The sequence below is a fragment of the Pontibacter vulgaris genome (assembly GCF_022758145.1).
Taxonomy (GTDB): domain Bacteria; phylum Bacteroidota; class Bacteroidia; order Cytophagales; family Hymenobacteraceae; genus Pontibacter; species Pontibacter vulgaris.
On the sequence record NZ_JAJVDH010000003.1, the window covers coordinates 729,332 to 751,245 of the forward strand.

At 44.9% G+C, this 21,914-nt stretch carries 14 protein-coding genes; all 14 read right to left on the reverse strand.

Features of this window, described 5'->3' with window-relative positions; genetic code table 11:
* Nucleotides 1–60 precede the first annotated feature (60 nt).
* Nucleotides 61–1,545: a RagB/SusD family nutrient uptake outer membrane protein gene (locus LWP20_RS08540; RefSeq protein WP_242927705.1), complete on the reverse strand. Its 1,485-nt coding sequence runs from the start codon at nt 1,543–1,545 to the stop codon at nt 61–63.
* Between the two features lie 17 nt (nt 1,546–1,562).
* Nucleotides 1,563–4,700 carry a SusC/RagA family TonB-linked outer membrane protein gene (locus LWP20_RS08545; protein WP_242927706.1) on the reverse strand — a complete coding sequence of 1,046 codons (3,138 nt, stop codon included), beginning with the start codon at nt 4,698–4,700 and terminating at the stop codon, nt 1,563–1,565.
* 830 nt (nt 4,701–5,530) lie between these two features.
* Complete coding sequence (locus LWP20_RS08550; RefSeq protein ID WP_242927707.1) at nt 5,531–6,958, reverse strand: SusD/RagB family nutrient-binding outer membrane lipoprotein; 1,428 nt, start codon at nt 6,956–6,958, stop codon at nt 5,531–5,533.
* A gap of 18 nt (nt 6,959–6,976) precedes the next feature.
* Nucleotides 6,977–10,147: a SusC/RagA family TonB-linked outer membrane protein gene (locus LWP20_RS08555; RefSeq protein WP_242927708.1), complete on the reverse strand. Its 3,171-nt coding sequence runs from the start codon at nt 10,145–10,147 to the stop codon at nt 6,977–6,979.
* Nucleotides 10,148–10,797: 650 nt separating this feature from the next.
* Nucleotides 10,798–11,875 (reverse strand): peptide chain release factor 2 gene (gene prfB, locus LWP20_RS08560; protein ID WP_242927709.1). Its coding sequence is split into 2 segments (ribosomal slippage): nt 10,798–11,814 and nt 11,816–11,875, totalling 1,077 coding nucleotides; the frame shifts between segments, so codons are not numbered across the junction.
* 92 nt (nt 11,876–11,967) lie between these two features.
* Nucleotides 11,968–13,041, reverse strand: a complete 1,074-nt coding sequence (locus LWP20_RS08565) for a branched-chain amino acid aminotransferase (RefSeq protein ID WP_242927710.1) — start codon at nt 13,039–13,041, stop codon at nt 11,968–11,970.
* Between the two features lie 25 nt (nt 13,042–13,066).
* A complete protein-coding gene (locus LWP20_RS08570) occupies nt 13,067–13,618 on the reverse strand; it encodes a cob(I)yrinic acid a,c-diamide adenosyltransferase (protein WP_242927711.1) in 552 nt (183 codons plus the stop codon).
* On the reverse strand, nt 13,619–14,344 hold the full coding sequence (locus tag LWP20_RS08575) for an ABC transporter ATP-binding protein (protein WP_262914555.1): 726 nt from the start codon (nt 14,342–14,344) through the stop codon (nt 13,619–13,621).
* Nucleotides 14,345–14,355: 11 nt separating this feature from the next.
* Entirely contained in the window at nt 14,356–17,397 is a 3,042-nt protein-coding gene (locus LWP20_RS08580) for a tetratricopeptide repeat protein (RefSeq protein WP_242927712.1), read from the reverse strand.
* Between the two features lie 16 nt (nt 17,398–17,413).
* The gene (gene gatC, locus LWP20_RS08585) at nt 17,414–17,701 is read right to left on the reverse strand and encodes an Asp-tRNA(Asn)/Glu-tRNA(Gln) amidotransferase subunit GatC (RefSeq protein ID WP_242927713.1); all 288 of its coding nucleotides are present in this window, start codon (nt 17,699–17,701) and stop codon (nt 17,414–17,416) included.
* Entirely contained in the window at nt 17,649–18,449 is an 801-nt protein-coding gene (locus LWP20_RS08590; protein ID WP_242927714.1) for a lysophospholipid acyltransferase family protein, read from the reverse strand. The genes gatC and LWP20_RS08590 overlap by 53 nt, the downstream gene beginning before the upstream one ends.
* Nucleotides 18,450–18,585: 136 nt before the next feature.
* Nucleotides 18,586–19,140, reverse strand: coding sequence for an NUDIX domain-containing protein (locus LWP20_RS08595; RefSeq protein WP_242927715.1), 555 nt, complete (start codon nt 19,138–19,140; stop codon nt 18,586–18,588).
* Nucleotides 19,141–19,262: 122 nt separating this feature from the next.
* Nucleotides 19,263–19,880 carry a succinate dehydrogenase/fumarate reductase transmembrane subunit gene (locus LWP20_RS08600; protein WP_242927716.1) on the reverse strand — a complete coding sequence of 206 codons (618 nt, stop codon included), beginning with the start codon at nt 19,878–19,880 and terminating at the stop codon, nt 19,263–19,265.
* A 110-nt stretch (nt 19,881–19,990) separates the two neighbouring features.
* Nucleotides 19,991–21,892, reverse strand: coding sequence for an acetate--CoA ligase (gene acs, locus LWP20_RS08605; protein ID WP_242927717.1), 1,902 nt, complete (start codon nt 21,890–21,892; stop codon nt 19,991–19,993).
* Between the last annotated feature and the right edge of the window lie 22 nt (nt 21,893–21,914).

Genomic DNA, 21,914 nt, shown 5'->3' on the forward strand with positions numbered 1-21,914 from the left:
AAAAAAGCCTCTTCATTTGAAGAGGCTTTTTTTAACAGCTAAATCAATATTAGGTTTTGCTTAAAGACCAGGGTTTGTTGTGGTCTCTGAAGTAGGAATTGGCAATACATAACGAGAATCTGTAGCGTCTATTGAAGCCCCAGCACCTCTCGAGTTAATTGGCAAACCTTTTCTGAACAAATCGTTTGTTCTAAAGCCTTCTCCTAATAACTCTATTCTTCTCTCGGTTAAAATTGCGTTAACAAGATCCTGCTTTGTAACACCTGTGTATAGCCAGGTAGCATCTGAACGGTTATGAACGGCTTGCAGTAAAGCAATAGCTCGAACCTGATCACCAACTTCAGCCTCTGCTTCTGCAATGTTCAACAGAACTTCTGCATATCTGATAAGCGGAACCCAGTCCGTATATGGAGAAACAGCAGAATATTTAAGTGAAATTACCGGCTTAGAAGACAAGCCTGTGTAAACAGCTGTTAAGTCTGTTTTACGTTTGTCATCAGCCTCGAACTGAGGATTATTGTAAATACCTTGGATACCTGTAGTATTAGTATTGAAGTAATACTCAATATTACCAGCATTGTAGTAATAACCAAGCTGATTCTGTGTACCAGGAGCATCTGTTTCAGTAAACGGTGCAGCAAAGATTATTTCCTGATTTACATCTGTTGCAAACACAGAAGCAGGATCAGGCAATAACTGGTATTTAACGCCTTCAGCTATACTGGTATTAGGTGCCGTTGAAGATACCAACTTGTTGCCTTCAGTAATTACATCAGCATAACGACCCATTACAAGATAAACTCTTGTTTTAAGTGCTATAACTGTGTTCTTCTGTGCGCGGGTAACATTAAGTGCATTGTTTGCAGTACCTGTACCATAGCGAGCAGGTAAATCAACTTCAGCCTCATTCAAATCCTTAAGAATCTGAGCATAGACTTCTGCTACAGTACTTCTTTTCAGGCTATTATTTTCTGTATTAGACTCTGCATTTAATCTTAGCGGCAGGCCTGGAGAAGCACCATTATCAAGTACATATGGTTTAGCAAACATCTGTACAAGTGATAAGTACGACATTGCTCTGATAAACTTAGCTTCTGCTCTATATTGAGCTTCTAAAGCATCATCTACTTTATCTGAATTCTCTTCAAGACCTTTCAGGAATGTGTTTACCCTGTTAATAGTCAGGTAAGCTCTTGACCAAAGATCAGTAGTATAATTCTCATCTGCACCTGCAGTCTGGTTCCAGATGCTGTAGCCCGTTACGTTGTTTGCAGTACGGTTAATAAACTCCTCTGCTCTTATATCATTATAAGCCTGATAACGACCACCTAAAAAGCGGCCATGCTTCATAGATGCATACAAACCATTAACCTGAGCCAGTACCAAATCTGGTGTATCAAAGTTCTTACCCTCTAACAAAGTCAGTTCAGGCTGTGCATCAAGAAACTCTTTTTCACAAGAGGTAAGCATTGGAGCGAAAGGTATGGAGAGTAAAGCAAGCCTTACTACATACTTCTTCTTTGAATGTATATCAAATATTTTCATTTCTAAAGTAATTTTAATTAAAAGCCTAAGTTAACACCGAAGGTAAATGCTTTACCTTGAGGAACTGTGTTACGCTCTACACCAGGCGCTATGTTTGAGCTACCATTTGAAGAAATTTCCGGGTCAACACCTTTGTAGTTTGTAAGCAGGAATGCATTATCAACCTGGCCGTAAACTCTCAGAGAGCTGATACCTGTTTTTCCGAAGAAGCGCTGTGGCAATTTGTAACCTAAAACAGCATTCTGCAGACGTACAAAGTCGCCTTTCTGAACGTTGGCATCAATTGGGAAAGCAGAACCGTTAGATACGTTATCGCCATAAACCGGGCGAGGAATATCAGTGTTTCTGTTTGCTTCAGTCCAGTGGTTAAGAACATCTGTATGGTTGTTCCAGATACGCTGATCTCTTAAGCCAGCTTGTGTACCGTTGTAGATGTAGTTACCGCCAGAGTAAGAAAGCAGGAAGCTTAAATCGATGTTGCCATAAGAGAAGTTATTAGTGAAACCACCATACCATTTTGGAAGCGTGTTACCACCTATAGCAGCATCAGCACCAGAAATTGGATTAGCTTTTGTTCCATCTAAATAAGTCCATGCATTAGCACCACCACCGTGCAGATATTGCACTTTCTCGCCTGCTTTGTTGATAAAAATTCTGCGGCCATTTTCAGGGTTCACGCCAGCTGTTCTAACTACAAAAAGGCTACCAACAGGCTGTCCTACAGTAGTAATGTTACTTGTTTCCAAACCACTGGTAACACCAAATATAGGAGCATCACCAACCAGTTCTGTAACTTCGTTTTTGTTCAGCGTAACGTTAAAGTTAGTAGACCATCTGAATTTACCATTGTCAATTGGGGTAGCATTCAGCGCGAACTCGTAACCTTTATTATACATTGAACCTACGTTTTGCAGGATTGAGTTACCAGGGATACCTTTAGAAGGCGCCTGCGGAACACCAAGAATCAAACCATCAACATCATTGTTGTAGTAGTTAGCTTCTAAATTGATTTTGCCGTTCAGTAAACCTAAGTCGATACCAATGTTAGTTTGCTTACTTGTTTCCCAAGAAAGGTCGTTGTTACCAGCCTGAGCATAAACTAAGCTAGGAACTGAAGCATAAACGCCATCAGAGTATTGTGTATAGGCACCGTAATTATCGCCTAAGTTACCATTACCTACACGGCCCCAGCTTGCTTTTAATCTTAAGTTAGATATCGCACTGCTGAAAGAGGCATTCTTAAAGAAATCTTCTTCAGAAATTGCCCAACCAACTGAAGCACCTCCAAAGTTACCCCAACGTTTAGCAGAAGCTAAAGCAGAGTTACCATCTCTTCTGAAGTTACCGCTTACAAAGTATTTACCGCCATAGTTATAGCTTAAGCTTGTAATATAGGCTTCATAAACTCGCTTACCGATAGAGCCACCTGCAGTTTGGATACCGTAAGTAGCCTGGAAGTCGTTAAATGTAGGGATTGACAAGCCCTGACGTGATGCCCACCAGTAGTTAGAGTTAGTTTCCTGCACATCTGAACCTACTAATAAAGATACATTATGCTTATCAGCGAAAGTTTTCTGATACTGAAGTGTATTTACCCAGTTCCAGTTTTCTCTTCTGCCATTTGAGTTTGTTGCTACACCCTTTTGGTTGAAACCGTCACCATTGATTGGATTATAGAACAATTTGTTCTCGGCATTGCTCAGGTCAAAAGAGTATGTAGTCTTAAAAGTAAGACCTTTTAAGATATTGAAATCAGCACCTAGGTTAGATAATAATCTGTTTGTTTCAGAGGTACTGTTATCATGATCTAAAAGAACAACCGGGTTATAATATGTCTGAGGGAAAAGGTTAGCCCCTGGTGCTAAAGCATTACCACTCAAGTTATAGCCACCTGTTGCGTTGTAAGGTGAAATATTTGGTGCAAGTACAAGACCAAGGCGGCCAAGACCTGCTACACCGTAAGCCTGACCTGGAAGTGAGCCACTGTTAGGAGATGAGTTTAAACCGTTTGTGTAAGTGATGTTACCTCTTAGGCTAAACCAGTCAGTTACCTGGTGTGTTAGGTTTAAACGTGCATTTTTACGCGTAAAGTCATTCTTTTTAATGAATCCTTGCTGGTCAGACAAACCGGTAGAGAAAAAGTAAGTAGTTTTTTCTGTACCACCAGATACTGATAAAGCATGGTTGTGAGACAGCGCTCTACGATAAACCAGGTCTTGCCAGTCAGTATCTACCATAGATCCGTCTGGGTTAGTGCTTGGGAAGAAACTCTTGTTTTCTGCATTGCGGTTAGCAGCAGGAACAAGTGCAGGGTTAACAGCAATGGCATTAGCTACAGCTAAGTTTTTGAAATCCATGTACTGTTGTGCGTTAAGCATTTCCGGTAATCTGGTAGCTTTGCTAGTACCAACCCAACCATCATAAGTTACTTTCGCTCTACCTTGCTTACCTTTTTTAGTAGTGATGATTAATACACCAGAAGCTGCTCTTGAACCATAAATAGAGGTAGAAGCAGCATCTTTCAGTATGTCGATAGACTCTATATCAGATGGATTAATATCTGAAAGCGGGTTATTCGCAGAGTTATTATCAGAAACATCGCCTGTAGAAATCGGAATACCATCTACTACAATCAGAGGAGAAGAGCTCAATGAAATTGAGTTAATACCACGGATACGAATTACAGGCGCATTGTTTAGCACTCCATTTGGCTGCACAATATTTACACCCGAAGCTTTACCAGTTAGCGCCTGAGCAAAGCTTTGCACCGGACGATCTTTAATTGCTTCAGCGTTTACAGTTGCTGCTGCTCCTGTAAATTCTTCACGGCTTTTAGTAGCATAACCTGTAACAACTACCTCACTCAGCTGCTTGTTATCAACTGCCAGTGTAACGTTAACATTGCTTGCATTACCGATAGCTCGTTCTACTGTTTGGTAACCAATAAAACGGAATACAAGTGTATTGCCATTTTCCGGAACATTCAGTGTATAAGAACCATCAACCCCGGTAGCAGTACCTACAGTGGTACCTTTTACTAATACGGCCACTCCGGGAAGCCCCTGACCTGTTGCCTGGTCGGATACCTTACCAGATACGGTCTTGCTCTGGGCCATTGCCTGCTGCAGCAAGGCGAACACCAGAACAAAACTCATTAGTAGTAGTTTTTTCATTGTGTTGTAATTAAAGTGAATAAATTGTTTAAGGTGTAAGTTGAGATAATTTAGAGCAAAAAATTCCCTGTCCACCTCGAAGGAGGCGGGTTAAACTATAAGCAAAGGCCACCGTTTATGGCCTATCAAAAACAGATACAGGGGAGAATATAAAATTTACTTCCTTGTTGTTAAAAACACTTAGTTGTATCCATACAAGGTTAAGGATTCAGGCTTATTTATGTCCAATTATGAGCCAGCACAATCTGCTAAACTCTAAAGCTCTTTTTCCTAAGCCAATAATATCAATATATTCAAATAAACGCAAGAGATTCACGAAATTTAATCAACAATCAAAACACTCTACATACCAATCACTTACAATACAAAACATCCTTAACAGGCCTAACCGAAGACTTTATTCAATAGCTTACAACCGTTTAACACAGGATACACTTAACACAACCACTCGCTTTCAACAACAATGTTTAAACACAATTAAACCAAAGCAAGCAGCCTTGCTCAAGCAAATATCAAATTCGGAAGAATTCCAAAAAGAGAAGTTCCCGAATGAAAACTATAGCTTAAAGAGCTTACCATAACGAACCCGATGAAAATCAGCGTTATAACATAAACCACTTTTGTTTGCTTACCCTTGCATGGCCCGGATGATAGTTGCAGCCTCGTGCTGTAAGCTTTGCCAATTTATATTTAGCTAAAGTGTCATTTAAAGAAACTACTTACAGCACAACATTGCTCAGATTCACTTTAAACAGAAAATGCCCGGCGATTGCTTGCCGGGCATTTTTAAGTGTTATATTTTATACTTGCACTTAATCTTCTGTGCCATCATCCCACCAAACACCATTTGTAATCTGCGTACTGGGTACGTTGGCAGCATTGGCATCTAGCTCTGATTGTGGGTACGGGAACCTGAGCGGCGCAGGGCCTATCGGGTGCGTGAGCGCAGGAAAACCTGTACGCCTGTAATCATTGAAAGCTTCGATTGGCTGAAAAAGCCAGAATGAGATCCATTTCTGGCGGATTATACTTTCCAGGTTAAGCCCGCCGCTTGCTATAGAAGCTACATAGGTTGTAATGGCAGCGTTAGAAAGCTCCGGAGCCTGGCGTTGCATGGCAGCCGTTACAGCTTCTGTAAAGGCAGTAACAGCTCCGGCTGCATTTCCAAGTCTTAGGTTTGCCTCTGCTTCAATAAACTTTAACTCATCGTAAGTCATTAACGGCATCGGCGAAGTAGCATTCAGTACAGCCTCTGTTGGGTCTGAAAATAACTGGCTGGCCTGGTCGTTTGTTTGCGTGCCATTAGGGGCTCCGGTAATTTCGCCAGTCTCGGGCGCAGGCGCTACCATTACTGCAAGCCGCGGATCATTGAGGTTATCCAAGGTATTCACAAAAGTCTGGCTTACGGCATGGTGGGCCCGGTCATTAGACTCCTGATACCACGGATGCTCCCCTGCTGACTGGGTCGTAAACTTATTGAACACGAAATTATCCGCTGAACTTTGGAAACCGTTTGCAGCAGCTGCCAGCGCCTGTGTTGCCGAGCCGGTAGCATCAATGTTACTTAACCTGTTATAATAACGTGCTTTTAATGACCAGGCGGCTTTTGTCCAGCTATCTGCATCACCACCATAAATCAGATCTGCCTGGCCAGGGCTGGGGCCACCTTTTGCCAAGTCGGCGATGGCCTCGTCTAACAGGGTTTGTATATTAGTATAAATCTCCTGCTGGTTATCAAACTTCGGCGTACGCAGCTCAGCGCCTCGCCCTATTTCTGCATAAGGTACACGCCCCCAGGCATCGGTTGCGATGGCAATAGTATAAGCTTTCAGAATTTTGGCAATACCTACTTCTATAAACTTACCTTCTTCATCGCCTCCTGCAGAGCCTTTTGTGATAATTGCATTCAGATCGGGCATGGTGGTGGCGTAAATGGTACCCCAGGTATTGTTCACCAACGTATTATTGGTGTTACCTGAACGAAGATCTGCTGCTTGTAGCTGGGCATGTACGCCTGCTGTATGTTGCACAAACACCGAGGAGTACCAGGCAAGGTCAGTGCCTGAAATGGCAAAAGACACATCGGTAATTACCTGGGGCAATAAGAGGCTAATGGGTACATCCAGCGGGTTGTTTGGGTTGGTGTCAATTTCATCCAGTTTGTCCTCACTGCAGGAGCCGGCAAAGAAAAGCAGCAACGTTACGGCTACAATCCGGCTTATATATTTATTCGTTTTCATGATTTTCAACTTATAAGGTTAAAACGTTACTCTGATACCGGCGCCATAGCTCCTGGTTTGCGGCAGCGATACATACTCAAGCCCCTGGAAGTTACCAGCTCCACCCACACTTGTTTCAGGGTCGAAGTTCGGGTAATCGGTTATGAGGAACAGGTTGCGGCCGGTCAGGTAGAGTGAAGCTCCCTGGAAAGGAGTTTTCTTAACCAGGTTTTCAGGTATAGTATAACCGAGGGTTACCTCGCGCAGGCGCACAAACGTAGTGGAGTATACATTCGACTCATCTATAACATCCATGGCGGTTTGCCAGAAAGTCTGCCCCTGTTCAACAGCTATATCGTTAGGACCTTCCACTACCAGGTTGCCATCTTCATCAATAAATCCTTTAGAGCCTTCGAATACTTTCGGTGTTTCACGATCCTCGGTTATTTCTGCCATACCATATAGTTTGAGCAATCGGGTATTACCTGCATAAGCATTTCCTCCTTTTCGCCAGTCTAGCTGAGCTGTCAGGTTAAAGCCTAAGAAGTTGAAACTATTCTGAAAACTCAGCTCAAAATCAGGCTGCACGTTAGCAATAGCTTTTGCCGGGCCTGCAAGTGGCATACCATAGTATGGGTTTGGCTCTCCTTCTATTGTTTCACGGCTGTCTACTACAATATTTCCACCGTCATCGCGCACAAACGAGGCACCGAAAATAACAGGGTAAGCGTCGCCTGCCTGCGCCCGCACGTTTGGTATCACAAAACCGCCCAGGAAGATATTTTCTACTCCGGGTGCCAGCTCTTTAACCTCGTTATCATAGGTAGAGAAGTTTGTAGTAAGCTCCCACTGGAAATTTGTGGACCTGACAGGAGTTATACCTACCACCAGTTCATGGCCCTTGGTTTGCAGTTTACCGGCATTGCGTAACTCGGCTGTAAAACCACTGGTTGGGGCTAATGGTACCGGGAAGATCTGATCTTCCGTGGTTTGGACGTAATAAGTATAATCTACTGTGAACCGGTTATCCAGAAATCTCAGGTCACCGCCAAACTCTGTTGTTTTGGTATTCTGAGGGCGTAACTGATCGGAACGTAACAGATCTGACAGTGAGTAACCGTTTAAGTCGTTAAAAGGAAACTGGATATTATCTGCAAGAAAGCCGGAACCCGAGCCCCCTACCAGGTAAAAGTTCCTAGTCTGGAATGCATCATCCGGTGCCTGGCCTACCTCTGCAAACGAAGCTCTTATTTTGGCAAAGCTCAACCAGTTGTTCTCGATCTCGAAAGCATCTGTTACTACAAAACCCAACCCAATAGATGGGTAGAAGAAGGATCGGTTATCGCGTGGCAGGTTAGAAACATAATCCTGGCGGGCACTGGCATTCAGGAAGAGATAATCTTTATACCCCGCTTCCAGGTTGGCATAAAAACCAGCTACACGCCTTCTACTTATAAAATCTGTGGCCCGCTGCGTATTTGTACTACCAATGTTACGGAAGCCTCCTATGGCTATACCTGTACCAAAGTTACTGATCAGCCTGCTACGTATATCATACACCTCATTACCCAATAGTAGGTTCAGGTTGATATCTTCTGTTACATCCCGGTTAAAATTCAGCGAAATGTTAGAGTTAATCTGGTTCTGATTATTGGTGTAGTCGTTTATCTGGCCGGCTCCGCCTGTATTACCTGAGCCTAACTCGTATACTTCCTTACCATCTGTTGTAAAATAATCTACACCAAGCCTATAGTTCAGCGATACCCAGTCGAGGGGTTTATAGGTTAAATTAGCATTACCTATAACCCGGCGTGTTTGCTCCGTAAATGAGTTATTGGCCAGCGACCATCTTGGGTTATCAATGGCACTTCGGTAATTATACTGGCGGTAAGGTTCTCCAGGAAAAGAGAAAGGAGATCCCCACAGATCAAATGTGCGGGGTGCGGCATATAATGTAAACAGTGGGTTAGATAAGTTACTACCTCCCGGTATCTTGTCCACATTTACATCCGAATAATTTACAGATGCTCCTAAGGTCACTTTCTCATTAAGGTTAAAATCGCCGGCAACTTTACCAGTATAGCGTTTCATACCTGTAGTTGGCACTATACCTTGCTGATCGGTAAAACCAAAACCGAAAGCATAGTTACCTAACTGCCCGCTGTTACCTACCGTAATGTTGTTGTTCCAGGTATGGCCGGTTTCGAAGAAGGGGTCAACGTTGTCGAAAACCCTGTTACCGGGCCGTGTATTGCCCAAGCGGTCGGTAATATCGCCGAGTTCGCTTATGCGCGGACCCCATGAAAGTGAAGTAAAATTGGAATAATTTCCGGCGCTACCTTGCGCATAAGTGCTCTGCAAATCTGGCAAGCGGGAGACTTTATCAAACGTATAATCGGAGTTAAAAGTAACGGTAGCTCCTTTTTTAGCAGTCAGGCCCTTTCCTTTTTTAGTGGTGATGATCACAACCCCGTTTGAGGCACGCAAACCATAAAGCGCAGCAGCAGCACCACCTTTAAGCACCGAAATTGATTCGATGTCGTTCGGGTTAATATCGAGTGCTCTGGAAGAAGCGTCTGCCCCACTTACACCACCTGTACCAGGGCCATTGCCGGATGCATCCTGGATTAAGGCGTTACTTTCAATAGGCATACCATCTACCACATATAGCGGCTGGTTGTTACCTATAAGCGCCCTGCTGCCACGTACCGTAATAGTAGAAGAAGAGCCAGGCAAACCGCTCGACTGCCGCACAATCACACCGGCTACTTTACCTTGTATGGCATTGGTAACGTTTGGCTGCCCTGCTTTGGAAACCGTTTCGCCTCCGAGCTGTTGCACCGAGTAACTCAGCGCCTTTTCTTCCCGCTCAATACCAAATGCCGTTACCACCACCTCGCTTAGTTGCTTTGTATCAACACCCATGGCCACATTTATAGTTGTAGCGTTGCCAATAGGGCGTGTAACTGTAGTATAGCCAATAAACCTGAACTCCAGCGCAGTACCAGTTGCCGGAACGTTTATAGTATAGGATCCATCGGCACCAGTGGTTGTGCCCACCGTTGTGCCTTTTACCAGAACAGCCACCCCCGGTAACGGCTGACCAGTAGCCTGGTCTGTAACCGTACCTGTAACCGTTCCGCCTTGCGCCATGGCTTGTTGCAATATGCCAAACACAAGGATGAAGCTTATTAGTAATAGTCTTTTCATTGTGGTATAGTTATAGTTAACAAAATTGAAGGAGTGTTGATTTTACTCGCTTCTAAGTAGCTTAAGAGCTAATAATGCCAGTTAATTTGTTCTTAACTGGTAATCAGGGTAGCAAATATGTTAGTGTGCATGTAAAGCAATTACCAGATTGCACAGGGGCGGTAACACCACGTGTTGTGGTGGCTGGAAGGGGTAAACTTATATTTCAATGGATTTAAAATATGCATTCCAAGCTTTTCAACTTGAATCAAGGATTTTTGTAGCCATAAAAGAATTAGTAAAAGTGTTATACCATCTATTTATACTTGGTTATTCAGATTAATTAAACAAAGCCCATATATACATACTACAATTTAATCTTTGTTTATTTTTAATATATACGCATCTCTTACTTTAAAGTATAGCCAGAAATTGCATTAACACACAACTTAAGACACAATTCAATCAGGTATAAAAAACTATAAATCAATATATTAAAATACATTTATTATACTTCGCTTATACTTTACACTACAACTCAAGCATAACTTAACTCTGCTATTTCAATTGAGAATTATAGTTAAGTGTAAAGCAATTAGTCCTTAAACCTGCCAACAAAAAAGGGCACCATTGCTGGTGCCCTTTTTTGTTCTAAACTTATACTTTATACTTTATGCCTGCATCAGGTAAGCTTTGATATATTCATCCAGGTCGCCGTCCAGTACGTTTTGTACATCTGTTCGCTCCACTCCGGTACGAATGTCTTTTATCAGTTTATATGGATGTAAAACATAGTTCCGGATCTGAGAACCGAAATCGATACGTTTTTTGGTGCTTTCGATGCGGTCACGTTCCTCGTTGCGTTTTTCCATCTCTATCTGGTAGAGGCGCGATTTCAGCATGCGCAGAGCATGTTCCTTGTTCATCAGCTGCGAGCGCTCTATCTGGCATTCTATTACAATACCAGATGGCTTATGCTTCAGGCGCACGGCTGTTTCTACTTTGTTCACGTTCTGGCCACCTGCACCACCCGACCGGAAAGTATCCCATTCGATATCGCTTGGGTTAACCTCAATGTTAATGGTATCGTCCACCACAGGATAGGCAAACACGGAGGCAAACGAAGTATGGCGCCGCCCACCCGAATCGAAAGGCGAAATACGCACTAAACGATGCACGCCGATCTCCGATTTGAGGTAACCATAGGCAAAGTCGCCGGTAATTTCCAGGGTAGCCGATTTTATACCTGCCCCATCGCCAGCGTTATAGTTAATCTGTTTTACACCGAACTTATGCGATTCTGCCCACATAATGTACATGCGCATCAGCATTTCGGCCCAGTCCTGGCTTTCGGTACCGCCCGCACCGGGGTTTATTTCAAGTATGGCACTGAGCTGGTCTTCTTCACCGCTGAGCATGCGCTTAAACTCCAGCCCCTCTACAGCATCAACTGCTTTTTTATACTCCTGCAGAATCTCTTCTTCGCTTACGTCGCCCTCTTTGTAAAAGTCAAACAGCACTTCAAAATCAGCAACTGCTTTCTCTACCAACTCGTAATGGTCGGTCCATACTTTTACTGATTTTACTTCTTTCAGCACCTTTTCGGCAGCTTTCGGTTCATCCCAGAAATCGGCGGCCAGGGTCTGTTTTTCGGTTTCAGCTATCTGCTCTTTCTTGGCATCGTAGTCAAAGATACCTCCTCAAAGCCTCTACTCTGGCCTTTAACTCTTTAAGTTGTTCTGTTGTCATGTTATAGTTTTATACTTGCCTGTACTAAAAAAACAGATGCTGAAGTATAAACGTGCAGCTTATACTTCAGCATCCGGTACATAGGTTATACTTTATAAGTTGATTTTGTATACCCAGTTATGAATATCGGGATCCTGGCCGGTCTTAATTCTGTCCAGCGCCTGCGCTATGGTATTGGAAATGGTTCTGCTCTCTACCGGCGGCAGCTCAAACTCTTCATCTTTATAAGCGATGGTCGCGATCTGGGCAATGGTGGCAGCCGTACCTGTACCGAAAGCTTCCTGCAGCTTACCCGCTCTGTGTGCCGTTACTATTTCATCTACGGCCACTTTGCGTTCTTCCACTTTATATCCCAGGTCTCTGGCTAATTGCAGTACGCTTTTGCGCGTGATACCATCCAGAATGGTTGTACTTACGGCAGGGGTTACCAGCACATCATCGATCACGAACATCACGTTCATTGTACCAGATTCTTCGATATACTTATGCTCTTTGGCATCGGTCCAGATAAGCTGGTGATAGCCGCGCTCCTGCATTTTTTTGGCCGGCAACAAAGCCGCGCCATAGTTACCGGCAGCTTTGGCAAAACCGGCGCCGCCCTCTACAGAGCGAACATAGTTTGGCTCAATAGCTACCTTTACCGGCTGGCCATAGTATGCGCCTACCGGGCAGGAGAAAATAGTGAAACGGTAATTTGAAGAAGGACGAACCCCTATAAAATCATCGGTAGCGAACATAAACGGACGGATGTACAGCGCCGAACCGGCAGTTGGCGGTACCCAGGCTGCATCCAGGCGCAGCAGCTGCTCCAGGCCCTGCATAAAAATATCCTCCGGTATTTCTGGCATGCACATACGCTCAGCCGATAGATTCAGGCGCTTCAAGTTATCGTATGGCCTGAAAAGCAGAATTTCTCCTTCAGCACTGCGGTAAGCTTTCATGCCTTCGAAAATAGCTTGCCCGTAATGTATGGCTGAGGTTGCCGGGCTCAACGACATATTACCATAAGGCAATATCTCGGGCGCTTGCCAGGCACCGTCTTTATAATCGGAAACCAGCATGTGGTCCGAAAATATCTTACCAAATTCAATGTTATTTACATCCAGGTCGGTAATACGCGATTGCGCCACCTGCTGTGTTTGTATAGTTAGGGTATCAACTGACATAAGTATAGGTTTTGTTGATGTATAGTTATAGGCGCGGCTTCCAGGCCACTTCTTCTGCCTTTAGCTCATGCGTCATCAGGCGGCAGAGTGCAAACAGGTAATCGGATAATCTGTTTAAATAAATTACCACCAGGTCATCTACCTGAGATTCTTCCTGTAACCGGATAACGAGCCTTTCGGCGCGGCGGCAAACGCAGCGGGCTACGTGGCAAAACGAAACCGACTGATGCCCACCAGGCAACACAAAAGAGCGGAGCGGCGGCACTTCCGCCGTATACTTGTCTATTTCCTGTTCAAGCAGTTCTATGTCCTCGGCGTGCAAGTCCGGGGTTGCCATTTTTACAGCTTTTTCGGGGTCTGTAGCCAACGTAGAGCCAATCGTAAACAACCTGTCCTGGATCTCTTTTAATATATCGGCCCGGTTTTTATTTACTTCCTGATCGCGCACCAGCCCTATGTACGAATTAAGCTCATCTACGGTGCCGTAAGACTCTATACGGAGATGCGATTTAGCCACGCGGGTACCGCCAATAAGCGCGGTAGTGCCTTTGTCGCCTGTTTTAGTATATATTTTCATTTAATTATGTGCTGCCTGTAATTTTGCGGCTGTTACCACATCTTCGTTCACCGTATCCGACTCTATCAGGCCATCGCGCAGGCGTACGATGCGGTGTGCATACTTGGCAATATCTTCTTCGTGCGTTACCATAATAATGGTATTGCCTTTGGCATGCAGGTTCTCGAACAGCTCCATTATCTCGTAAGATGTTTTAGAGTCGAGGTTACCGGTTGGCTCATCGGCCAGAATTATACTTGGGTTATTGATAAGCGCCCTTGCAATGGCAACACGCTGCCGCTGGCCACCTGAAAGTTCGTTTGGTTTATGCTTGCCACGGTTACCCAAGCCCACACTTTCCAGGGCAAGCTGTGCCCGCTCCTCGCGCTCGCTTTTATTGTAGCCGGCATATATAAGGGGTAATGCTACATTCTCCAAAGAAGTCTGGCGGGGCAACAGGTTAAAGGTCTGGAACACGAAACCTATCTCTTTGTTTCGGATCTCGGCCAGCTCGTTATCCGTCATGTTGCTCACATCATTGCCATTCAGGATATACTGCCCGCCGGATGGTGTATCGAGGCAGCCAATGATATTCATCAGCGTAGATTTACCAGAGCCTGATGGGCCCATAAATGCCACATACTCTCCTTTCTGAATGTTGATGGATACCGACTTAAGCGCGTTTATAGTTTCGCTGCCCATGTGGTATACCCTGGAGATATTGTGTGTTTCGATGATGGTGCTCATACAGCCGGATTTTATAGTTGCCAGTCGTCGGCGCGGGTCGCTGCAGCCTGGCGCTGTTTCTCAAATTCAAGAATAAATGTACTATATTCCGATTCAGTAAGCAAATTTCGAAGTTCCTCTAATGCCTGATCTGCATAGCTTACCAATCCCTGATTTATACTTTCCAGGGCATACGCTTTGTATAACCTTGTCGAGTACGGATTATAGGTGATGCCATCCAGCAGAATATTATAGGCTTTCATACCTTTTGGTGCTTGTTTTGCAAAAAAAGCAGCAGCTTTCTCTACTACTTCCTCATCATATAACAGCATTTTAACAGCCTGAGTATATTGCTCGGAGGCTTCGCGTGTACGACCTTTTGATTCGGCAATTCTGGCCCTGAAGTATACTAACTGACGTTTGTCTTTCGGAGTGAGGTAAAGCTTCTCCATACGCCCGAGCAGGGTATTATAGTTTTTGGTATACAACCATAACTTCATCTGTTTCAGGTTAAGCTCAGAGCGCAGGCTGCCTTCTGGCGGCAATTGGTTAGCAGTTTCTTTTACGGCATCGTTAGCGGCTTTCCAGTTCTTTTGCTGCATCAGGTAATCTATGCGGGCCAGCAAGGCTTGGCGGCGCAGCTCTTTCTCCTGAACGCTGTTAACAATAGCATCTACCTGACCTAGGCTAAGCTGTGGCAAATAGGCCAGCAGGTACTGCACTTTATCTTTGTCGGGTGCCTGGTTAACAATAGCCTGTGTATGCTGGTCCAGCACAGTAAGCAGCGATTGCGCTACTTCGATAGCAGGCTCGTATTCTGTAAAACCTACTTCCTTCAGGGCTTCTTTGGCGGCACCAGGCTGGTGGGCCAGCGCCAAAGCGTAACTATGCGCCAGGAAAGCATTGTTATAGCCTCTGTCTTTTGCCAGCTTAAAGTATGCGGCCGCAGCACCATAGTTGTTTTCCTCCATCATCCAGAGGCCCAAGGCATTGTAATAATACCCGCTTCTGCCCGAAGATGCCAGCGCCAGGTTCTCCACCACGCTTCGCGCCTCTTTCGGTCTACCGTTATAGTGTTGTATCAGGCCTTTCAGGTATAACAGGTCTTCCATAAAGAGCTGATTCCCTTTCTGGTTGAGGTATTTATTAAGAGGTTCAAGTTTGCTGGTATCGCCGTTACTAAGTGTGCTAAGCGTACTATTATAGAAAAGTGTAAAATCCTCCACCTGTTCCAAAGAATCAGGCGTAAAGCCATCCTCATTTGCAGGCTGTTGCCCTAATAATTGGCGCAGGGTAGTCAGGTTGGTTCTCAGCGGTTTATACTTGCCGCCATTACTTTCCAGCAATAGTTCTTCGGCCTGCTTCAGCATTGCCTGGCGTGTATAAAAGGCCAGCCGGTTGCTTCTTACAAAATCCTCATCCGAAGTATACTTCTGGGCAAGGTTAAAATAATAATCGGTGCTGTCGTTAACGCTGGTCTGGGAATAAAGCAGGGCCAGGTTGTTATAGATCTCCCCTGATTCCGGGAAAACTTCTGCACCTTGCTGCAGTACGTAAAGCTTCTCAAAGAAATATTCTTTCTCGTCGTAGAGGTTGGCCAGTCGAATATAAAGCTTTGGGTCAGGGCGCTTCTCCAACGATTCTTTCATGCGAAGTATCTCGTTGTTACGCTGATTTTTTTCGCGGTAAATACCGGCCAGGCTATAGTTGGCCTTCACGTTGTTGTTGTCGTAAAGGGCACTCTCCTGGTAAAAACGCTCCGCAAGTATGGTGTTATCAGTGGCTTTGTACAGATCGCCAAGGTAATTGTAGTAACCGGCGTAAACATAAAAGTAAGCCCTGTACTGCGTGCGCATCACAAGTATGGCCAGCAATATGGCACCCATCGTGAAGACAGTATAAAATGGCAATCGTTTAGCCTGGTACACCACTTTGTAAACCTGCAGGCGCTGGTCTATCAAACGCCCGAAGTTAAACATCACATACACAAAGAACATGAAGCCGAAAGCCAGGTGCGTATATACGATCAGGTCGTGGTAAACTACAGTGAGCGAGTCGTTGGCGGTAGCAAAAGCATAGCCTATACTTAAAACGGTAATGGTGGCAAATACCAGGTAAAGTATTGCTCCGGCTGGTTTAAACGCCATAAAACGGCCATAGTACTGCTCTCGCTGGCGCATGCCCCAGAAGCCCGAAATAATCGAAAGCAGCAGAATAACATAACCATTGATATAGAACAGATCTAGCTTTACATACCCGACATGGCGCAGGTATAACAGCAGCAGGTTAAGCAAGTATAAGATACTTACCAGCATAAACTGCCATAAACTAAAACGGCGTTCCGGCGTTTTGGCCTGTGTATTTATCCAGAGCAGCGCGTTTACGTTTTCGTAGGCTATCCAGATCATAAAAAGCAGGGAAGCGATCAGCGTACCGATAGCACTATAGTTTACAAGGTGCAACGCCGTTAGCGTAGCGGGAAACCTGGCCTCTGAAAACACAAAAAAGCTTAGCAGCAACAAGATGCCGCCAAGTATAAGTACACGGGTAGTAAAACGAATATGGCTGTAAAAAGCCTGAAAAGCATAACTGACCGAAGCCAGCACACCTATACTTAGCAGCAATACCGGCTGTCCGGCTTCTGTACCGTAAATTCCCAGCAGATCGAGGTTAAAACTGGCCAGCAAAAGCATCAGCAAAAGCACGCCAGCAAAGTATGCCAGGCGTTTCATGGTACTGATGGCGGCGGTATAAAAGGCAAGGCAAATACCCAGGATAGCCAGAAACACAGAGGCGGCAGTAGTATTTACCACAGGCGCGGCCACATCGTATTGTTCCGTTAGCAGGTAGCCATCGGCGGTAAGGGTAAAAGTCTCGAGCATGCGTGAGAACTCATGCACCGGCACCGGCACTACCTGCAACTCCGACATTTTATCCCAGCCAAAAGCCAGTTCTTCGCCAGAGAAATAGTAGTACACGCCCAGCAGCATGCTCAGCAACCCAAGTGCCATTAAAAAAAGATAGGGATACTTGGTGTCAGTATCCCAGTTCTTCCAAAACCTGATTTTATTCATAGAGTGGTTCTGTAGCTTATTCCAGTACTTTTGGTACCCTGAAATAATCAGAATCTTTCTTAGGCGCGTTTATAAGGGCCTGATCGTGTGTAACGGTGTTTACCGCCACATCTTCGCGCATTACATTCACCTCTTCCGACATATGCACCAGCGGCTCCACGTTTTCAGTATCAAGCTCGCGCAGCTGGTCTACCCAGTTCAGTATCTTGTTCAGGTCCTGCAGTACCTGCTGCTCTTTCTCCTCATTAAACTCAAGCCTGGCTAAGTGTGCTAATTTTCTGATGGTCTGAATATCTGTTGACATGCGTATTGTTATGTTTCGAAATTTCTGTTTGAATGATCTGAAATACCTGCTCTTTTAGCGCCGGCAAATCCTGCAGGGTCATGCCCTTTGTCTCGATCGGCTCGTGGAGCACGATTTTGAGCGGATGCCAGCGCACTTTCAGCTTTCCGTCCAGGTCGGGCAGGAAGTACTGGTTATAGGGCATTGTTACCGGCACTACCGGCAGCTGCTTTTCTATTGCCAGCTTAAAAGGGCCGTCTTTAAACTCCAGCAGCTTTTCACCGGCTGTTTTAGGTATAGTGCCTTCCGGAAAAATAACCAGATTACGGCCTGCCTCTAAACTTCTTACAGACTGGATATAGCTTTTGGCACTGCTCATGGCACTTTTCCTGTCTACAGCAATGTATAATTTCTGATATACTTTGCCCCAAAGCGGCACTTTGGTAAGCGAGCTTTTGCCCACAAAGTTAAGAAAACCCGGAATAGTGTGCAGCAGTAACGGAATATCGAGGTAAGAACTATGGTTTGGCGTGAAAACATACTGCTTGTTGCGGTCGAAATGCATGCGCCACTCAAGCTGCAGCGGAGCCAGGAACATGCGCAGCGATGAGCTGGACCAAAACCTATTGATGTTGTGCACATGCCTGTACCACTTGGCTTTACGCAACAAAACAACCTGAAAAGGATACGTTACCACAAACGGCAACACAAACCAGGTTACGCACCAGGTCGTGTAAATTCGGTGTGATAAATACTTCAGGGTTTTCATGCTTTCAAATGTACTAATAATACGTGAGTTCTCAATTGGGAGGCTTGCCTGTAAAACGCTAAGTTTATACTTAACCAAGCCTTTTACTCGGCCGGGAATTACTTTACAAAAGCAGATAATACAGAATTAAGAATTCCTATTTAACACCAAGTATAAACGCTGCTTTAAGTATACCTGCCACACTGATAGCATCTGTTATTTCGTTGTTCAGGGCCATGCGCACTGCCTCCGAAAAAGGCACACGTTTAATGTGCAGCTCCTCTGTATCTTCAAATGCTGTTTCGCCGGCAGTTAGTTCCTGAGCTAAGAAAACAAAGCCTTCTTCGTCGGTTACAGAGTTGGAAGTATGCAGGCGGCAGATATTGGTCCAGCGCGCAGCGGTAAAACCTGTTTCTTCCTGTAATTCCCGCTTCGCAGATTCCAGCAGGTCATTTTCTATCAAACCGCCACCCATTGGTATTTCCCAGCTGTACTCGTTTAGCGCATAACGGTACTGCCCAACCAGGTAAGTATAGCCTTCGTCATCTACAGGTATAATGCCGATGGCTTTATTTTTCATACTTACCACACCATAAATTCCTTCACCGCCTCTGGGGTTCAGCACCTTGTCTTCGCGTACTTTAATCCAGGGGTTCTGGTAGATATCTCTGCTGGAAAGAGTGGTCCAGGGGTTATGCTGCTCGTCGATCATAAGTATACTTTGTTGCAATGCAAAGATAAGGCGGTTGGCGGTTCATGAAGCAGAAATGCTTGAATTAGCAAATTTAACTGAGGTAAGTTTTTGAAGCAGTCCTAGCTAACAGACCTCTTTTCTCACTTCCCGATTAAGACGTTGTATTCTGATGGTATAGTTACTCCCCTGAACCGGTTTGTTAGCCCGTAAAAAACAAAAACTGTCAGGCAAACCCCTATCATTGAGATAATTATTGATTGTCCGAAAGGTGTTATTCCTAAAACATTGCGCTTCATTTTGGTATTATGAATACCAGCAATATGCCCGAAGAAAGACATGATTGCGAGCCCATAATAAGGAATAAAAACCAGGTTTAAAGGGAAGGTATTAAGGCCGGCTACCCCAAAATAAAAGTTTGTATCGAGTTGCAGGAAGTGCCGCCCAACTAGAACCGCACTTAAATGGATTATAAAAAAGATCGCTAAGTATAGCCCTGACCACACTTGCAGCCTTTCGAAAAATAATATTGCAGTTTTGCGTTTAAACAAAAAGAGCTTAAGCCCGGAAATAACCTGAAAAAGTATAGCACCTAATAAAATTGCTTCGAAGTATAGATTGCGATAAAGATGCCGGAGGTTATCCATTACCCTGATGTGTTCTTCTACACTTACAATACTATAAAAATGATTGGTCAGATGTATCCCGATAAAACCTGTAATGATAAGCCCGGAAATGTAATGCAGTTTCTTTATAGTCATATCTCCAAAATCAGGGAGTGATGCTCAAAACTAATATATAAACTGAACAAAAATACGGCTGCCTGTTTGAAATAACAGACAGCCGTATTCGCATAAGTAACTATAAAAACCTACAAAGCCCCTTCCTTTATCTCATCCACTACATCCGGGTCAAGCAAGGTAGAAGTATCTCCCAGGTTAGACGTATCGCCTTCGGCTACTTTGCGCAGAATGCGGCGCATGATCTTACCGGAACGGGTTTTGGGCAGGCCACTCACAATCTGTATCTTATCCGGCTTGGCGATCTTACCAATCTTTTCTACCACCGTTTCGATGATTTCAGCACGCAGGTAATCTTCGCGCTCCGGTTTTTCTTTGCAGATCACAAAGGCGTAAATCCCCTGCCCTTTCAGGTCATGCGGATAGCCAACTACTGCTGATTCTACCACATGCTCGTTATGGTTAATGGCCTCCTCGATCTCGGCTGTACCAAAGCGGTGACCGGATACGTTTATCACATCATCTACGCGGCCAATGATGCGGTAATAGCCATTCTCATCGCGTTTGGCGCCATCGCCGGTAAAGTATAAACCTTTGTAAGTTGAGAAATAGCTCAGGCGGCAGCGTTCGTGGTCGCCATAAGTGGTGCGTATAATGCCCGGCCACGGGAATTTCATACACAAATGCCCCTCTACTTCATTCTCGGTTATCTCGGTTCCATCGCTGTTTACAAGTATAGGCTGTATGCCCGGCAGCGGGAAAGCTGCGTGAGCGGGTTTTGTAGGCGTAACGTTTGCCAGAGAAGAAATCATGATACCTCCGGTTTCGGTTTGCCACCAGGTATCTACCAGCGGGCAGCGCTCCTTGCCAACATGCGTATGATACCAGTGCCAGGCCTCTTCGTTTATAGGCTCGCCCACAGAGCCCAGTACTTTTAAGGAGTCTAAACTATAGGAAAGCACGTGGTCTATGTCGCCGCTCATAAGCGAACGGATAGCCGTTGGCGCTGTATAGAAAATAGATACCCCGAACTTATCGCACACCTGCCAGAAACGGCCCATGTCCGGGTAAGTCGGCACGCCTTCGAACATAAGGGTAGTTGCGCCGCTCAGCAGCGGACCATACAACAAATAAGTATGGCCGGTTATCCAGCCGATGTCGGCGGTACACCAGTAAATATCGCTTTCCTCGTACTGAAACACGTTGCTGAAAGTATACTGGGCATAAATCATATAGCCACCACAGGTATGCACCACACCTTTTGGTTTGCCCGTTGAGCCCGAAGTATAAAGTATAAACAGCATGTCTTCAGCATCCATTTCTTCGGCCGGGCATTCTTTGCTTACACCCTGCACTTCGTCGTGGTACCACACATCGCGGCCTTCCACCATGTTCACTGCCCAACCCAAGCGCTCTACCACAATCACTTTCTCTACAGACGGACAGGTTTCCAGGGCTTCGTCTACCACACGCTTTACAGGTATTTGTTTGGAACCACGGTTCAGACCATCAGAAGTAAGTACCATTTTAGCACCGGCGTCGTTAATCCTGTCGGCCATGGCAACTGCTGAGAAACCGGCAAAGATTACAGAATGTATGGCACCGATACGCGCACAGGCCAGCACAGCAAATGCCAGCTCCGGAATCATAGGCATGTAAATACACACGCGGTCGCCTTTCTTCACGCCATTCTTTTTCAGCACATTGGCAAACTGGCATACACGCTCGTACATCTCTTTATAAGTGAAGCGCACAAAGCGTTCTTTGGGATCGTTAGGCTCCCAGATCAGGGCAAGTTTATTGCCGCGGGTTTTCAGGTGGCGGTCCAGGCAGTTTTCCGTGATGTTCAGTTTTCCACCTTTAAACCACTTTACATCCGGCTCCTCAAAATTCCACTCCAGGGTTTTATCCCACTTTTTACGCCATGTAAAGGTATCGGCAATGTCTGCCCAGAATCCTTCGGGATCTTCCACGCTTCGTTTATAGGCTTCCTGGTACTGTTCAAAAGTTTTAATCTGATAATTATTAATCATGATTCCAGTATTTTTAGGTAAA

What these genes read in the sequence shown, in the direction of transcription:
- LWP20_RS08540 (WP_242927705.1), bottom strand. Translation starts at nt 1,545, where the DNA reads ATGAAAATATTTGATATACATTCAAAGAAGAAGTATGTAGTAAGGCTT.
- LWP20_RS08545 (WP_242927706.1), bottom strand. Translation starts at nt 4,700, where the DNA reads ATGAGTTTTGTTCTGGTGTTCGCCTTGCTGCAGCAGGCAATGGCCCAG.
- LWP20_RS08550 (WP_242927707.1), bottom strand. Translation starts at nt 6,958, where the DNA reads ATGAAAACGAATAAATATATAAGCCGGATTGTAGCCGTAACGTTGCTG.
- LWP20_RS08555 (WP_242927708.1), bottom strand. Translation starts at nt 10,147, where the DNA reads ATGAAAAGACTATTACTAATAAGCTTCATCCTTGTGTTTGGCATATTG.
- LWP20_RS08565 (WP_242927710.1), bottom strand. Translation starts at nt 13,041, where the DNA reads ATGTCAGTTGATACCCTAACTATACAAACACAGCAGGTGGCGCAATCG.
- LWP20_RS08570 (WP_242927711.1), bottom strand. Translation starts at nt 13,618, where the DNA reads ATGAAAATATATACTAAAACAGGCGACAAAGGCACTACCGCGCTTATT.
- LWP20_RS08575 (WP_262914555.1), bottom strand. Translation starts at nt 14,344, where the DNA reads ATGAGCACCATCATCGAAACACACAATATCTCCAGGGTATACCACATG.
- LWP20_RS08580 (WP_242927712.1), bottom strand. Translation starts at nt 17,397, where the DNA reads ATGAATAAAATCAGGTTTTGGAAGAACTGGGATACTGACACCAAGTAT.
- gatC (WP_242927713.1), bottom strand. Translation starts at nt 17,701, where the DNA reads ATGTCAACAGATATTCAGACCATCAGAAAATTAGCACACTTAGCCAGG.
- LWP20_RS08590 (WP_242927714.1), bottom strand. Translation starts at nt 18,449, where the DNA reads ATGAAAACCCTGAAGTATTTATCACACCGAATTTACACGACCTGGTGC.
- LWP20_RS08595 (WP_242927715.1), bottom strand. Translation starts at nt 19,140, where the DNA reads ATGATCGACGAGCAGCATAACCCCTGGACCACTCTTTCCAGCAGAGAT.
- LWP20_RS08600 (WP_242927716.1), bottom strand. Translation starts at nt 19,880, where the DNA reads ATGACTATAAAGAAACTGCATTACATTTCCGGGCTTATCATTACAGGT.
- acs (WP_242927717.1), bottom strand. Translation starts at nt 21,892, where the DNA reads ATGATTAATAATTATCAGATTAAAACTTTTGAACAGTACCAGGAAGCC.